This window comes from Vibrio sp. MMH1-50 (genome assembly GCF_022347645.1).
GTDB classification, from domain to species: Bacteria; Pseudomonadota; Gammaproteobacteria; order Enterobacterales; family Vibrionaceae; genus Vibrio; species Vibrio harveyi.
In genome coordinates this window covers 82,030-95,790 of record NZ_JAKRGG010000017.1, presented here as the reverse complement: position 1 = coordinate 95,790, position 13,761 = coordinate 82,030, and the positions used below count along the sequence as shown (strand labels likewise).

At 45.4% G+C, this 13,761-nt stretch carries 14 protein-coding genes; 4 read left to right on the top strand and 10 right to left on the bottom strand.

The window, feature by feature from the left end; all coding sequences use genetic code 11:
* Positions 1-185: 185 nt before the first annotated feature.
* The 10 genes from MHO32_RS14330 to MHO32_RS14285 form a co-directional block, all read right to left on the bottom strand.
* Positions 186-1,283, bottom strand: coding sequence for an ABC transporter permease (locus MHO32_RS14330; RefSeq protein ID WP_005452544.1), 1,098 nt, complete (start codon positions 1,281-1,283; stop codon positions 186-188).
* Positions 1,283-2,209 (bottom strand): ABC transporter ATP-binding protein, encoded by a 927-nt coding sequence (locus MHO32_RS14325; RefSeq protein WP_239212652.1) that lies wholly within the window; start codon positions 2,207-2,209, stop codon positions 1,283-1,285. Before MHO32_RS14325 ends, MHO32_RS14330 begins: the two co-directional genes overlap by 1 nt.
* A 3-nt stretch (positions 2,210-2,212) precedes the next feature.
* Positions 2,213-3,163, bottom strand: a complete 951-nt coding sequence (locus tag MHO32_RS14320) for an HlyD family secretion protein (RefSeq protein ID WP_443088418.1) — start codon at positions 3,161-3,163, stop codon at positions 2,213-2,215.
* Positions 3,164-3,767: 604 nt separating this feature from the next.
* A complete protein-coding gene (locus MHO32_RS14315; protein ID WP_239212650.1) occupies positions 3,768-5,399 on the bottom strand; it encodes a methyl-accepting chemotaxis protein in 1,632 nt (543 codons plus the stop codon).
* 406 nt (positions 5,400-5,805) lie between these two features.
* Positions 5,806-6,588, bottom strand: coding sequence for a heme ABC transporter ATP-binding protein (locus MHO32_RS14310; RefSeq protein WP_239212648.1), 783 nt, complete (start codon positions 6,586-6,588; stop codon positions 5,806-5,808).
* The gene (locus MHO32_RS14305) at positions 6,588-7,625 is read right to left on the bottom strand and encodes a FecCD family ABC transporter permease (protein ID WP_005452535.1); all 1,038 of its coding nucleotides are present in this window, start codon (positions 7,623-7,625) and stop codon (positions 6,588-6,590) included. The genes MHO32_RS14310 and MHO32_RS14305 overlap by 1 nt, the downstream gene beginning before the upstream one ends.
* A gap of 9 nt (positions 7,626-7,634) precedes the next feature.
* Positions 7,635-8,504: a heme/hemin ABC transporter substrate-binding protein gene (locus tag MHO32_RS14300; RefSeq protein WP_239212646.1), complete on the bottom strand. Its 870-nt coding sequence runs from the start codon at positions 8,502-8,504 to the stop codon at positions 7,635-7,637.
* Positions 8,505-8,530: 26 nt separating this feature from the next.
* On the bottom strand, positions 8,531-8,944 hold the full coding sequence (locus MHO32_RS14295; protein ID WP_005452533.1) for an ExbD/TolR family protein: 414 nt from the start codon (positions 8,942-8,944) through the stop codon (positions 8,531-8,533).
* Positions 8,941-9,639, bottom strand: a complete 699-nt coding sequence (locus tag MHO32_RS14290; RefSeq protein WP_239212644.1) for a MotA/TolQ/ExbB proton channel family protein — start codon at positions 9,637-9,639, stop codon at positions 8,941-8,943. The genes MHO32_RS14295 and MHO32_RS14290 overlap by 4 nt, the downstream gene beginning before the upstream one ends.
* The gene (locus MHO32_RS14285; RefSeq protein WP_239212642.1) at positions 9,639-10,391 is read right to left on the bottom strand and encodes an energy transducer TonB; all 753 of its coding nucleotides are present in this window, start codon (positions 10,389-10,391) and stop codon (positions 9,639-9,641) included. The genes MHO32_RS14290 and MHO32_RS14285 overlap by 1 nt, the downstream gene beginning before the upstream one ends.
* Positions 10,392-10,557: 166 nt before the next feature.
* On the opposite strand from MHO32_RS14285, the gene hutW reads away from it, so the two are divergent.
* The 4 genes from hutW (at position 10,558) to MHO32_RS14265 (ending at position 13,754) form a co-directional block, all read left to right on the top strand.
* Positions 10,558-11,928, top strand: coding sequence for a heme anaerobic degradation radical SAM methyltransferase ChuW/HutW (gene hutW / locus MHO32_RS14280; RefSeq protein ID WP_053053297.1), 1,371 nt, complete (start codon positions 10,558-10,560; stop codon positions 11,926-11,928).
* A gap of 17 nt (positions 11,929-11,945) precedes the next feature.
* Positions 11,946-12,449, top strand: a complete 504-nt coding sequence (hutX, locus tag MHO32_RS14275) for a heme utilization cystosolic carrier protein HutX (RefSeq protein ID WP_005452528.1) — start codon at positions 11,946-11,948, stop codon at positions 12,447-12,449.
* Positions 12,450-12,583: 134 nt separating this feature from the next.
* Positions 12,584-13,114 carry a heme utilization protein HutZ gene (hutZ, locus tag MHO32_RS14270; protein WP_005452526.1) on the top strand — a complete coding sequence of 177 codons (531 nt, stop codon included), beginning with the start codon at positions 12,584-12,586 and terminating at the stop codon, positions 13,112-13,114.
* Positions 13,115-13,217: 103 nt separating this feature from the next.
* Positions 13,218-13,754 (top strand): ATP:cob(I)alamin adenosyltransferase, encoded by a 537-nt coding sequence (locus tag MHO32_RS14265; protein WP_239212640.1) that lies wholly within the window; start codon positions 13,218-13,220, stop codon positions 13,752-13,754.
* Positions 13,755-13,761: the final 7 nt, after the last annotated feature.

The window sequence follows — 13,761 nt, the reverse complement described above, 5'->3', positions numbered from 1 at the left end:
CTCTTTGCAAATAGTAAGGGCCTTGGCTTGTATACTTTGTTGCCGATTCTTGATTTAGAATGACTAGATCTTTAAATCGCCGCCGCGTCTACAAACCAAGTCACTCTCGCTGAACCCAGCATCTCAAGGTTACTTGGGGATAAAGTGCCACTCGTATTGAACGGAGTGGCATTTTTGTTTCTGGTCTAATCGAGTGATTTCTTAAAGCGCAAAGAGGCGACGACTAAGCCCACCACGGTAAAACCAAGCAACCATATTGTGTCTCGCCATAACTCCATTAGATCGGCACCACGAAGCACCACACCACGAATGATGCGCATAAAGTGGGTCGCGGGCAGAGCCTCTGATATCCATTGAGCTGCGACTGGCATCCCTTCATAAGGGAACATAAAACCAGACAGAAGTATAGACGGGAGGAGAATAAATACCGTCATCTGCATGGCTTGAAGCTGTGTTGTGGCGATGGTGGATATCACCAAACCGAGCGTTAAACTGGCGGCTATAAACAACAAGGTGCCAAATAATATCTGGCTAATGGCTCCATTTATCGGCACGCCAAAGATCCAATGCCCCAAGCCAAGAATAATAAATACCTGAATTAAACCGACAAAGATGTACGGAATAATTTTCGCGACCATGAGCTCAATAGAGTGAATTGGCGTGGTGATGAGTAATTCCAAATTGCCTCGTTCTCTTTCTCTCACAATGGCAGCACTGGTAAACAAGATCATCGTCATTGTAAGTATGACCCCAAGTAAACCGGGTACGATGTTCACTGCCGAGCGCCGACTCGGGTTGTAATACAACGCGACTTCAAAAGTTTTGGTGGGAGCAGGGCGGATCTCAAAGTCGAAATCAGTCAATGGCATGGTCTGCAGCGAGAGAATGGCTGAACTGATCATGGTATCAGAGCCGTCTACAATCCACTGTCCCAGCTCTCGACCTTGCACCATACGCTGAGTTAAATCGCTTGGCAGAATGAGTGCCGCGCGCACGAGACCGTCTTGTATCGCTTGTTCCGCCTCTGAAGCGGTGGCAAAGGTTTCGACCACATCGACAACTTGAGTCACTTTTACCGATTCAGTAATAACGCGACCTGCAGTGCTACCGCTTTGGTCAACAACGCCGACGGGAATATTGCGAATATCGGTATTGATGGCGAATCCAAATAACAATAATTGGATCAGAGGAATCATGACCACCATGCCAAAGGTGATTCGGTCACGAGAAAGCTGTCGAATCTCTTTGATCATCACCGCCTTCATTCGAGCAATGGACTTCATCATTGGCGACCTTCCCCCGTTACACTAACGAATACATCTTCTAAGCTAGGACGCGCGATGTTCATCTCGCAGCCTTCAAGCTCTGGGAAGGTTTGTATTAACCAATTAATCGGTTGTTCGATATGTTGATGAATTAGGATGCGTAAGCGGATACCTAACTGGGCAGCAGAACGGACTTCTTTACGTTTTATGACTTTCTCTTTCAGTTCACGCAAGTTATCCGCTTTGACCTCGACAATATTCACACCCATTTGCGCCATGAGTTGCTCCGGCTCACCATCAGCACGGATTTCTCCAGCCTCCATAATAGCAAGTCGATGACAGCGTTCTGCCTCGTCCATATAGTGAGTGGTGACCAAAATTGTGGTGCCTTGATCGGAGAGATCAAATAATTGCTCCCAGAAGTCACGACGGTTCTCCGGGTCTACGGCGGAGGTAGGCTCATCGAGAAACAACAATTCAGGTTTGTGCATGGTCGCTGCCGCAAGAGAAAGTCGCTGCTTTTGTCCGCCACTCATGCCACCAACGCGTTGCTTACGTAATTGATCAAGTCCATATGTCGCTAATTGCTCTTCGATGCGAGCTTTAAGTGCTTTAGTATCCATGCCAAAGATCTGCCCAATAAACTCGAGGTTTTCTTGAACGGAAAGATCATCGTAGAGGGAGAATTTTTGCGTCATGTAACCAATTTTGAGTCGCAATAGCTCAGATTGTCTTGGGATCTCTAACCCTAAAACATCAACATTGCCTTCACTTGGGCTGAGTAGACCCGTTAACACACGAATGGTGGTAGATTTACCGCAACCATTTGGACCCAGAAAACCATAAATACTGCCTTTGGGCACATTGAGCGTGATGTTATTGATGGCAGTAAAGTCACCGAACTTCTTTACCACATTCTCTGCTTGAATTGCGTATTCAGTCATCGTTTACTCCACTAAATCCACTTGTGCAGGAATGCCTGAAGGTAGAGATTCAGCAGAGTCTTGTAAATCGACTTCTGCAAGGTACATCAAGCGCGAACGCTCTTCCTCTGTTAGGGCGAAGTAGGGGGTAAATGATGGTTCAGTAGCAACCCAGCGCACGGTTCCTTCTAAAGGTTTTTCGACGCCATCCACATGGACTTGTACGGCTTTACCGGGAATAAAGTTAACTCGATAAGTCGCAGGGACATAAACACGTGCATAAGGGACACGGCTTGCTTGAATCACGGCAACGATGCCATTGACTGGAACGCGTTCGCCTAAGTTAAAAGGTAGATTGTCGAGCAAACCATCACGGGTAGCGGTAATGGTTAGCTCTGCTAGTTTTTGCTGTTGAAGAGCCACATCTGCTTTTGCTGCCATCAGTTCGGCTTTGGCTTGTTCAATGTCTTCAGGACGTGAGCCTGCGGTAAGTTTGCTGAACTCTTCTTGTGACGAGTCTAACTCGGCACGCGCAGAATCTCTTGCTGCCAATGCGGTGTCTTTTTCCGATTGGCTGATGAGTTTCTTACGTACCAATTCTGCTTTACGTTGGTAGTTCTTTTGAGCTTCGGTTAATTGCGCTTCTGCTCTTGCAACTCTTGCTTGGGCTGCAGCAATATCTTCAGGACGTTCGCCATTGGTCAGCTTTAATAGGTAAGCATCTGCTTTAGCTTCCTCAGCTATGGCGCGGGCTAATATCGCTTCTTGGTTCTTAGTATCGAGTTGAACTAGCACCTCACCTTCAGTTACTTGGCTGCCTTCTTTAATTGGTAGAGCACGAATGATTTCGCTTGAGGTGGCTGTAAAGGTGACGCGGTCACGTTCTAATGTGCCAAGAGCTTGCTGACCATCGTCTTTTGAGCAAGCGGTCAAAAGGGTAATAACAAATGTGCCAAGAATGATTCGCTTCATCATGCGATGCTTCCTCAAGAAGTTGAGCCTGATCGTAGGTCAGGTTGCAGAAGAATGTGGGACTGTATTCAGTGTAACGTGGACAAGTTTTAGTCGGCTAGGGCGATAATTCCCTTAATATTCATCAATTGATTAATTATTATGCCCAAGTGACTTCAAGATGCAGGATTCAGAGCGTTGTCATTGATTCGAGAGTAAGGAAAACAATGCAGTGTAATAGCTAGCTCTTTCCAAGTTGTTTGACGCAGCTATTTGTTTGACTAAAAAAGCGCGTCAAAGACACGCTTCCAAAGGGCACTCTTTGCAAATACGATTCTTGATTTAGAATGACTAGATCTTTAAATCGCCGCCGCGTCTACAAACCAAGTCATTCTCGCTGAACCTAGCATCTTGAGGTTACTTGGGTATAGAAATAGTTTTTACACTTTATACGCCACAAAGAATAATCATAGTGGGTTACCCTGATGCTAGTGGGTTTCGGTGGGATAAATTGGAGAATCGAGACGGCGATCGGGTTTTCTCTGAAGCGATAAAAGAAACAGAGCCCAATGAATGAACATTGGGCTTTGGATATGCGAGTAAAAGGCTAGAAGCCTTTAATGATTGGCTAAGCCGTTTTAAATTGACTTACGATTTCTTGTAGACCAACAGCCAGCTCACTTAAGTCACGACAAGCAACCGCGGTTTGGCGAGAGCCCGTTGCCACTTCACTAGAGAACTGATTGATGTGTTCTACGTTACGATGCAATTCTTCAGTGACTGAGCTCTGCTCGCTACATGCGCTTGCAATTTGAATGCTTTTCTCTGCAATGTTATCCACGCTTTGCTCGATTTGACCAATGGTTGCACCTGCGTTTTGTGCTTGTTCAACACACACTTGAATCAAATCATTGCTGTTGTTTGTCGCAGACACTGCGGTTTTAGAGCAGTTTTGTAGCTTGCTAATGATGGAGACGATCTCTTCTGTGGATGATTGCGTGCGACTTGCTAGTGTACGTACCTCGTCTGCAACAACCGCGAAGCCTCGACCTTGTTCGCCAGCGCGTGCTGCCTCGATTGCTGCATTGAGAGCCAGAAGGTTGGTCTGCTCAGCAATATCTTGAATCACGTCGACGACAACGCTGATGTTTGATGCGTCTTGCTCAAGCTCGCTGACCATGGTGCCAACAGATTGGATCGCAACAGATGCTTCATTGATTTGCGAGATACACTCTTGAACGACTTCTAAACCTTGTTTCGCATCGTTCGACGCACCATTCGCGGTTTCAGATGCGGCTTCGGTATTGTTGGCGACATCGTTAACTGTTGCTTGCATCTCGTTCATTGCGGTTGCAATCAGATTAAGCTGTTGTTGCTGCTCGTCCATACCAGATGAAGTTTGTTCCGAAATCGCGCTCACTTCTTCTGTTGCTGTACTTACTTGTGCGGTAGTTGAAGAAATGCTGTCAACCAGACTTAAAAGTTTCGCCTGCATATCGATACATGCATCGGCAAGGATACCAAGTTCATCATTACCAATCTTATTGCGTGGCAGTTGGTAAGTAAGATCACCAGAGGCAATCTTAGACGCCATTTCAACAACATAGTTAAGTGGCGAGCAAATTTGCTTGGTAAGGAATAGCCCTAGAGAAAAACCCAAAGCTAACAAGGCTACAATAGCAATGATGCCATAAGTAATCGCATCGGTTACCACGATATGCGTGCTGTCGATGTCTTCTTTAATGAAGGTTTGGTTTAGCTCAACAAGAGCGATGATAGCGTTTTGTAGCTCTTGGAAAGCAGGGAAGCCATCAAGCAGCATTGCGTTGGCTTCATCAACTTGCTTGGTTAGAAGCAGTGCGGAGTATTTTTCATTGAAGCTACGGTATTTTTCCCATGCATCGTTGACACGGTTGAAGGCATCACGGTCACGTTGATCCCATAACGACTGACCATACTTTTTAATATAGTTGTCAACTTTACTTTCTGATCCATCTAGACCTTTCAACCATGTTTTAAACTCAGCATGGTTTACATTCGTCAATAAAGAAAATTCATCTTTTCTTAAAATGCCGACTTCGATTTCAATGTTTTTAACTAACAAAATACTCGGAACTGTGGTGTCAGAAAATTCCGACATCTTTCCATCGATTAATTTAATTTGAGAGTTAAAGAAGAAAGAGAGTGCAATTACGGCGGCGGAGATAATTAATATCAACGCACTAATTTTACTTTTAATACTTAAGTTAGAAAGCTTCATAGACTCACTGCAAATTTGGGGGGCTTGAAAAGTCCGGAGTCTAAGGGGGAGAATAGATATATTGTGTGACGAATGTCGCAAAAAATTTTATCGCAACCTGAATTAAGTTGGAAACTTAATGTTCATCTTTCGTTTGAAAATAAGTTAATAATTAATCGATATTGATGAGGTTGATTATTAATTAAATGATAAATTATTCTAATTCCCAATATGTATTATTGTTGATAACTAAACGGCAATTCAGAATTTACCTATTGTTCAATTTAGTTATTTGTGTATCCAAAACATTATTGAATGATTAAAACAGATTAGACTCGGAAATTTGAGTGTTATTTAGGCAAAATAAAAGCCCAATATTGAACATTGGGCTTTGTTAGGCATGAATCGTTTGGTTAATCGATAGAGGTTATGCCGCAGCGTGAACTTGTGGGAAATCCAACGTAGGGTGTTTGGTCACAATGGAGTGATAGCCGTAAACCTGTTCTATGCGTTCCGGTGTTAATGCGTTCCATGGCGTATCGTCACAGACAAGTTTACCGTCGTGCAGTAGTATAAGGCGATCTGCATACTGGGAGGCCAAATTAAGGTCGTGTAATACGACTACAACCGCTGCGTTGTGCTCTTTTGCCGCTTGACGAGCGATTTTTAATGTATTGTGCTGGTGAGCTAAATCCAATGCAGAGGTAGGCTCGTCCAGCATTAAGATCTTCTTATCACCGGATAGATGAAGTTGTGTTAACACGCGAGCCAAATGCAAACGTTGTTTCTCACCTCCAGAGAGAGCAGGGTAGAGGTTATCAGCCAAATGCAAAACATCGGTTTGCTTCATGTATTGCAGAGCAAGCTCCGTGGTCTCTTTATTAGAAATGGACAGAGGAATCGCACCTAGTTCGACCACTTCTCTCGCTAAGAACGGGAAGGTCAGCGTGCTGTGCTGCGGCAACATCGCCACGTGTTTGGCGCTCTCCGAAGGCTCCCAGTCGTTTTTTTGTTTACCAAAGAACTGGATATCATTCTGAGACGGAATCTCGCCACACAATAGCTTCAGCAGTGTACTCTTACCCGCGCCATTAGGACCTAATAATGCGGTGACCTCGCCTGCACGAATATCAATACTGATGTCGTCTAGTACCACTCGGCTCCCATATCTCATGGAGATGTTTCTGCCAGACAGAACGATGTCATTCATTACAGAATCTTCCCTTTTTGTTGGAACAGTAAGTAGATAAAGAATGGCGCACCAATCAATGCGGTTACAATGCCTACAGGCAACTCTGCGGGTGCAACAACAACTCGTGCAAACATATCAGCAGCGGTAAGAAGTAGTGCGCCCATAAGCGCTGAAATAGGCAGCAGCGTGCGATGGTCTGGACCGGCAAGCATACGACCTAAATGCGGAATCACCAGACCGATAAATCCAATTGCACCACAGATACTCACCGTAATACCCACACCAACTGCGGACAACAGGATAAGTTGGCGTTTGAGCTTCTGTACTGGCACACCTAGGTGTTTGGCTTCTGATTCTCCCAAAAGCAACGCATTTAATGACATGGCTTTTCTCTGGAACCAGAACATCAAGACGATGAGAGTCACCGCAGCTAAACCAATCCCTGACCAGTTTGCCCCAGCCAGCGATCCCATCGACCAAAGAGTTAAGTCTCGCAGCATTTGATCATCGGCGATGAAGTTCATAAAACCAATCGCAGCGCCCGAGAGTGCGCTGATTGCAACCCCCGCAAGCAACATGATGGTGACTGACGTACCAAACTTATTCGTACCTAACCAGTAAACTAATACCGTGGTAATTGCACCGCCGAGGAAGGCGAAAAATGGCAAGGCAGCTAAGTTCATTAGTGTCGGGTAGTTTTGACTGAAATCGGCAAATACGACGATTGCAAATGCGCCACCAAGCGCTGCACCTGCGGAAACACCGATGATGCCTGGCTCGGCTAGAGGATTTCGGAATAACCCCTGCATCACAACACCACAGATAGCGAGGATCGCACCAATAAACATACAAAGAATAGTGCGTGGAAGGCGGATTTCGTTGATGACTAACTGAATATGAGGAGCAAGGTCTGAACCTGCTCCTGTTAAGCTTCTCAGACTGTCTGAGAAGCTAATATTCATTGGACCTACTGTAATGGACGCTACTGCGATAAAAGCTAAAATGCCAGATAACGCGAGTAGGGTAGTAGATAAAGGAATTCGTCTTAACAGCATTGAATCTCTCTACGGGTAAAGCAGCTCGTTTAGGCGCTTCGCCTCTGAAAGGCTCTTAAGTCCTAAACCACCAACAAGCGCATGACCGTCAATTGTCACGATGTTTTTGTTCATACCTGCTGGAGTCGCGGCAAGGAGAGGCATTGCTTTCAGAATGGCATCTGCACCGCCCATTGTTTGATAGCTACGCCCACTCACAAGAATCACGTCTGGTTGCATCTCGACCATAGCTTCTGTTGACAGTGGCTTGTATGAAGAGAGTTTGCTTGCTGCTGGGTTTTCTCCACCTGCAAGTTGAATGATTGCGTCTGGTGTTGTTTCTGACCCCGCTACGTTTGCTGGGCGACCTTCGTGAATCAGTAGGAAAAGTACTTTCTTTTTGTCAGCTTTTGCTGGTTGGTTGCCTTCCAGTGCTTTCACTTGTGCTTCAACTTCAGTTTTTAGTGCTGTCGCTTGAGTTTCGCGATGCATGATGGTCGCAATTTGGTCGATACGATCAACCAAACCTTCCACGTTTGCTTCTGTATTGACGACTTCAACATCAACACCTGCTGATTTCAATTGGTCTAGCGTGGTGTTTGGTCCCATTTCATCTGATCCAATCAATTTAGTCGGGCTTAATCCCAGTAGACCTTCAGCAGAAAGACGACGGTGGTAACCAACTTTTGGCAACTCCATCCCTTCCGGTAGTTGGCTTGTTACGTCGACAGCAACAAGGCTATCTTTTGCATCAAGAGCAAGTAACAGTTCAGTGACAGCGCTGCCGGCACTGACCACGCGTTCATTTGATGGAGCTTCGTTGGCAAATAGGCTCGCACTAGCAAGCATAATAATGGCTGCAGTCAATGCGGTACGAACGGGCGAAAGTGTTTTATTCATTAGTGTGTTCTCAATCTTATGTTCTTCTATTGCGACTCTTCAGTGAGCAGTTGAGTCGCTTGAATTCCGTTTTCTTGTAAAAAGCCAAGAAGCTTAACCAGTGACTGAATGTCTGCGGTTTTTTCCGCACCAATCACAATAGGTTTGTCGGTTGATTTGCTCTCTTCTAACAGAGCCATCGTAAAGTTTTCCCAATCGATGTACGCCTTACCGTTGATCGCCCAGTGTGGCTCTTCTTTAAGGATGTTCACCGTGATTGATTGTTTGTCCACCTCAGCCACAGCTTGGGAATCGGTGCTTGGTAGGTTCACATCTAGGGAATCTAACTTCACTGCTGCAGTGAGCATCAAAAACACCATTACGATGAAAATGATGTCGAGCAGTGGCGTTAAGTCTGGTGTTAAGCCATGACTGTTGTTGTCTTGTGGTGCCTTAATCATGAACTTCTCGCTTCAACATGATTTGCAACAGTCGCGACTTCTTTGCTGTTTTCCGGAGATATATGCTGTAGAGAAATGCCTTCGAGCCACAGATTTACATAGTTCAGAGTGTGTTCAAGCTTAGCGATAACACGATCTGCCCAAAGACCAATCAGTTGCGCGCCAGAAATAGCAGGTAACGCAATGATCAAACCAGCTGCAGTCGTACGCATCGCAAGACCCAAGCCATCTGCCAAGTCGTTTGGCGTAATGTTACCGGTAGAAGAAGCAATACCTTTAAACATGTCGATAAGACCAAGAACTGTACCTAATAGACCAATCAGGGGGCTGATCACGCCAATCAAGGTCAACAGACGCAGACCTGAGTGCAACTGATGACGTTTTTCTTGAAGCCAAATACCAGCCGCATCTTCACGCAGTGATTTAGAAAAAGAGTGATGCGCAAGCAGCATTGCAACACCACGATATAAAAGAGGTCGTTTACCCGAAAACTCATCCGCTAGTGCTTCGATGTCTTTGTTGTTGGTTGGGTCAAGCTTGGTCAGCTTTTGGCGAATCGCGCGTTTACCGACTCCTAGGCTAATGAATACTTGAAAGAGTCTTTCCGCAATGATCATGACTGTAAGTGCAGAGCAAATAACTAAAGGCCAAGTCATAAGACCAAATTGGGTTTGTAAATGTTGTAGCTGTTCCATTATCCATCCAACTTAAAACGAACTGGGATTTGAACTCGGTGAGCGACTTTGTGCCCGCCAGAAATATGAGGTGAAAACTGCCATTGTTTAATGGCACGTAGAGCAGAAAGATCGAGCATTTCTGCACCAGATGATTCGATAAGTATTTGTTTAATCTGGTTGCCGTTTTCGTCAAGCCAAATTTCATACAGCGCAACCCCTTCAATACCACGCTTTTGCGCTGAACGTGGGTAACGAGGTTGTACTGGTTGAGAAACAAACGTCGGTTGGTCAATCATCACTGGCTGTGATGTCGCCCCTTTCGATTGATCAGTAGGAGCCGCTTGTTGTGGTTGAGGTTCTTTTGCGACTTTCTCTTCCACTTTTTCTTTTGGTTGCGGATCTTTCTTTGCAACGGGTTTTGGTGGTTGAGGTTTTTTAACCGGTTCAGGTTTCTTTTGGACTGGTTTTTTCTTCACCGCTTCTTTTTTTACGATCGGCTTTTCTACCGTCTTTTTAATCGGCTCAGGCTTTGGTTTTGGCTTCGGAGGCTCAGGTTGTTTCTTTGGCTCCGGGTGCTTCTCTTCCACCACTTCTTGTGGCGTAGGAGCCGCTTGTACCGGTTTTGGCGCTGAGACTAAATTCAAGCTTACCGAGCTGGTGGGATTGCCTGCTGGCATTGCAAACACTTTTGTCTCTTGGGAGACAAAAAGAAGCGCTGCGTGCACCACTAAAGAGGCGCCACCGGCAATGGCATATCTTTTTACGTTCACGGGTAAATCTCGGTAGTAGGAATCATTATCAAGTGGGAAGATTATTGCTCGAAAAGGAAATAAGATCAATTATCAATTGCATTATCATTACGTGCAAATTATGATCTTTACAGTTTTTTTGAAATGAGCCTCAATCCTTTGTGTGGTGGGCTTTAAGTGAGTAAATATGAGCGTCGACATTTATAAATTTGACGAATCAATTCTCGGGAGTGACAGCCCCGATCCGCTGCGTTTTGCGTTTGTGAAAAAACACTCTGCGCACGCGGGTGGTAGCAGTATGCCTGTGCCACCGCCACAACAAGGTGAAATCCTGTCACGGATCACTTCTGAAACAACGCAAAAGAACAATAAGCGTTGCCTGTACATTCATGTGCCATTTTGTCGTGTGCGCTGCACTTTTTGTAACTTCTTCCAAAACGCCGCGAGCCGTAAGCTTGTTGATGAGTACTTTGATGCGCTGATGAAAGAGCTGAAAGAGAAAGCAGCACTGCCATGGACACAAAGTGGCATTTTTCATGCGGTTTATATCGGTGGGGGCACGCCTACAGATTTATCTGCAGATCAGGTTCGTATTCTTGGTCAGGCAATTCATGACTATTTCCCTTTAGCCGCCGATTGTGAAATTACCCTAGAAGGGCGTATTAACCGATTCTCGGACGAGCTGTATCAGGGAGCGCTAGACGGAGGTTTCAACCGTTTTTCATTTGGTGTGCAAAGCTTCAATACCAAAGTACGTCGTAGTGCTAAGCGTTTAGATGATCGTGAAGATGTCTTGAACCGCGTTGCTGAGCTCGCTAAAGAAGACAAAATTCCCGTCATTATAGATCTGCTATATGGCTTGCCTTATCAGACAAAGGAAGTGCTCGAACAAGATTTGCACGACTTTATGTCTACTGGTGCGCACGGTTTGGACCTATATCAACTGGTTGTTGGTGGGACAGCCCCAATGTTGAACCTAGTTGAGAAGGGTAAGATGCCGCCACCGGCAACCACGCCTGAAAAAGCTGGTATGTACGAGCTCGGTGCGAAATTCATGTCGAAACATCATATGAAGCAGCTCAGTGTAAACCATTGGGCGATCGATAACCGTGAACGCAGCTTATACAACAGCTTAGCGAAGACGTATGCAGAAGTGCTTCCGGTTGGTTGTGGTGCCGGCGGTAACATCGGTGGTTACGGCATGATGCAACATCGCACGCTAGACACTTATGTCAAAGCCGTCAATGAAGGGCAAAGCACCATCGCGATGATGATGAAACAAAGCCCGCTAGAGCCACTCTTTGCTGCGCTAAAGTCAGGTTTCGACCGTGGCATTGTTCAAGGGAACAAACTGCCAAACTTCATGGGTGAAGACACCTTTAACTTCCTAATGCCGTTGTTCAAAGTATGGCACGACAAGGGCTTGGTCGAGCTTCAAGAGCGTAGCTTAGTGCTAACCCTTGCAGGGAGCTTCTGGGCTGTTTCTCTCGCACAGGCATGTATTCAGGTACTAACGTCGGAAATGAACGAAAACGTACCAAAAGTATCTAACATCTAAAAGAAATGGAAAAACCAATGGAATCAATTAAGCAACAGGTTGAAAGCCTACTAGAACAAGAACCACAACTGCTACCTGCGGCGATGGCAGAGCGCCTTGGCGTATCGGAATTTGATGTGGTTGCAGCACTACCTCAAGAAATGGTAGCGGTGGCTCCGGGAGAGCAAGCTCAAAGCATTTTAGAAGGTCTTGTAGGCTTTGGTCCTGTAACGACGATTGTTCATTCTTTCGGCTCAATCTTTGAAGTGAAAGCACCGTTCCCGAAAGGCAAAGTGGCACGTGGTTACTACAACTTAATGGGCAAAGAAGGGGAGCTTCACGGTCACCTTAAACTGGATAACGTGAAAAACATCGCGCTAGTAAGTAAGCCGTTTATGGGGCGTGAAAGCCACTACTTTGGTTTCTTCTCTGAGTGCGGTAGCAACATCTTTAAGATCTACCTCGGTCGTAATGAAAAGCGCGAACTGATTGAAGAGCAAGTAACGGCATTTCGCGCAATGCAAGCTGAGTTCAATCAGTAGCTCCAACATAGAATTAATAATGTTAAATGCATACGACGCTTGCTCCATCCGCCAACAGGTGGGGTGGCGTCGTTTATCAAAGAATAACCGAGTTTAAATTCGGAAACACAAAACAAGTAAAGTTAGGTATCAAAATGGATCAGCAAGTTAAACAAGAGCGTTTACAAGGTCGTCTAGGACCAGAAATTAAGGAATTTCGTCAGGAGCGCCGTACGATTCAACTAGCAACAGTTGATGCAGAAGGTCGTCCAAACGTAAGTTACGCCCCATACGTACAAAACCAGGAAGGTTACTTCGTTCTTATTTCTCAGATTGCTCGTCACGCGCGCAATCTGCTTGAGAATCCAAACGTATCTTTGATGATGATTGAAGATGAGGATTCATCTAAGCAGTTGTTTGCTCGCAAGCGTCTAACGTTTGATGCGGTTGCGACAGTTGTAGAACGTGACTCTGAAATGTGGCAGCAAGTTGTTGGTCAAATGAAAGATCGTTTTGGTGAAATCATCGACGGTCTAAGCCAACTAGAAGACTTTGTTCTATTTAACCTAAAAGCAGAGCAAGGTCTATTCGTAAAAGGTTTTGGTCAGGCTTACCAAGTGTCTGGTGATGATTTGGTTGATTTTGTTCACCTTCAAGAAGGTCACAAGAGAGTCGAAAAAGCGTAAGCTGGCTTTCTAACTTATGATCGTCTAAACGGGTGTGAATGCCCAAAGGGAGTTAGGTTATAATGACTCCCTTTTTATTAGACCAAAAGTACAGAGAAAGAGCATGAGACCAGTAAGTAAGGAACTTGGCGAGATTTGTTACCCATTCATTTATGAAGACAGTCCGGTCTGCGATTTTGAAATTACGGCAGACGAGTTGTGCAGTCGAATTGGGCTTGTGCTATCGATGGAGTTAGATGATTTTAGTCGCGACGTCCTAACTCGCATGCAGCCAAACGTGTACCATGTGAACGGCTCTATCCGCGGCAAGCTCGCAATCACAGAAGCGGAAGTTGATGAGTTAAAAGCTGACTACGACGCAATTAAAGCGCGCATTGACGGTGGTTTTAAGGGGTTTGTACTTCCCGGTGGTCACCCAACTTCCAGCCAATTACATTTGTGTCGCTGCCAAGCCAAGAAGGTCGTTCGTGCATTGGTTGCGGTAGAGCATTCATGTAAGAAGCAACCCGCCCCAATTTTGTTCCGCTATTCAAACCTGCTAGCTAACGTGCTTTATAGCTTGGCTTCCTATATCAATCACATTTATCAAGTGGAAGAAACGGAGTTTGTGTCTCGCAGCTACACGATGCCAAGTAAATAACGAGACA

What these genes read in the sequence shown, in the direction of transcription:
- MHO32_RS14330 (WP_005452544.1), bottom strand. Translation starts at nt 1,283, where the DNA reads ATGAAGTCCATTGCTCGAATGAAGGCGGTGATGATCAAAGAGATTCGA.
- MHO32_RS14325 (WP_239212652.1), bottom strand. Translation starts at nt 2,209, where the DNA reads ATGACTGAATACGCAATTCAAGCAGAGAATGTGGTAAAGAAGTTCGGT.
- MHO32_RS14320 (WP_443088418.1), bottom strand. Translation starts at nt 3,163, where the DNA reads ATGATGAAGCGAATCATTCTTGGCACATTTGTTATTACCCTTTTGACC.
- MHO32_RS14315 (WP_239212650.1), bottom strand. Translation starts at nt 5,399, where the DNA reads ATGAAGCTTTCTAACTTAAGTATTAAAAGTAAAATTAGTGCGTTGATA.
- MHO32_RS14310 (WP_239212648.1), bottom strand. Translation starts at nt 6,588, where the DNA reads ATGAATGACATCGTTCTGTCTGGCAGAAACATCTCCATGAGATATGGG.
- MHO32_RS14305 (WP_005452535.1), bottom strand. Translation starts at nt 7,625, where the DNA reads ATGCTGTTAAGACGAATTCCTTTATCTACTACCCTACTCGCGTTATCT.
- MHO32_RS14300 (WP_239212646.1), bottom strand. Translation starts at nt 8,504, where the DNA reads ATGAATAAAACACTTTCGCCCGTTCGTACCGCATTGACTGCAGCCATT.
- MHO32_RS14295 (WP_005452533.1), bottom strand. Translation starts at nt 8,944, where the DNA reads ATGATTAAGGCACCACAAGACAACAACAGTCATGGCTTAACACCAGAC.
- MHO32_RS14290 (WP_239212644.1), bottom strand. Translation starts at nt 9,639, where the DNA reads ATGGAACAGCTACAACATTTACAAACCCAATTTGGTCTTATGACTTGG.
- hutW (WP_053053297.1), top strand. Translation starts at nt 10,558, where the DNA reads ATGAGCGTCGACATTTATAAATTTGACGAATCAATTCTCGGGAGTGAC.
- hutX (WP_005452528.1), top strand. Translation starts at nt 11,946, where the DNA reads ATGGAATCAATTAAGCAACAGGTTGAAAGCCTACTAGAACAAGAACCA.
- hutZ (WP_005452526.1), top strand. Translation starts at nt 12,584, where the DNA reads ATGGATCAGCAAGTTAAACAAGAGCGTTTACAAGGTCGTCTAGGACCA.
- MHO32_RS14265 (WP_239212640.1), top strand. Translation starts at nt 13,218, where the DNA reads ATGAGACCAGTAAGTAAGGAACTTGGCGAGATTTGTTACCCATTCATT.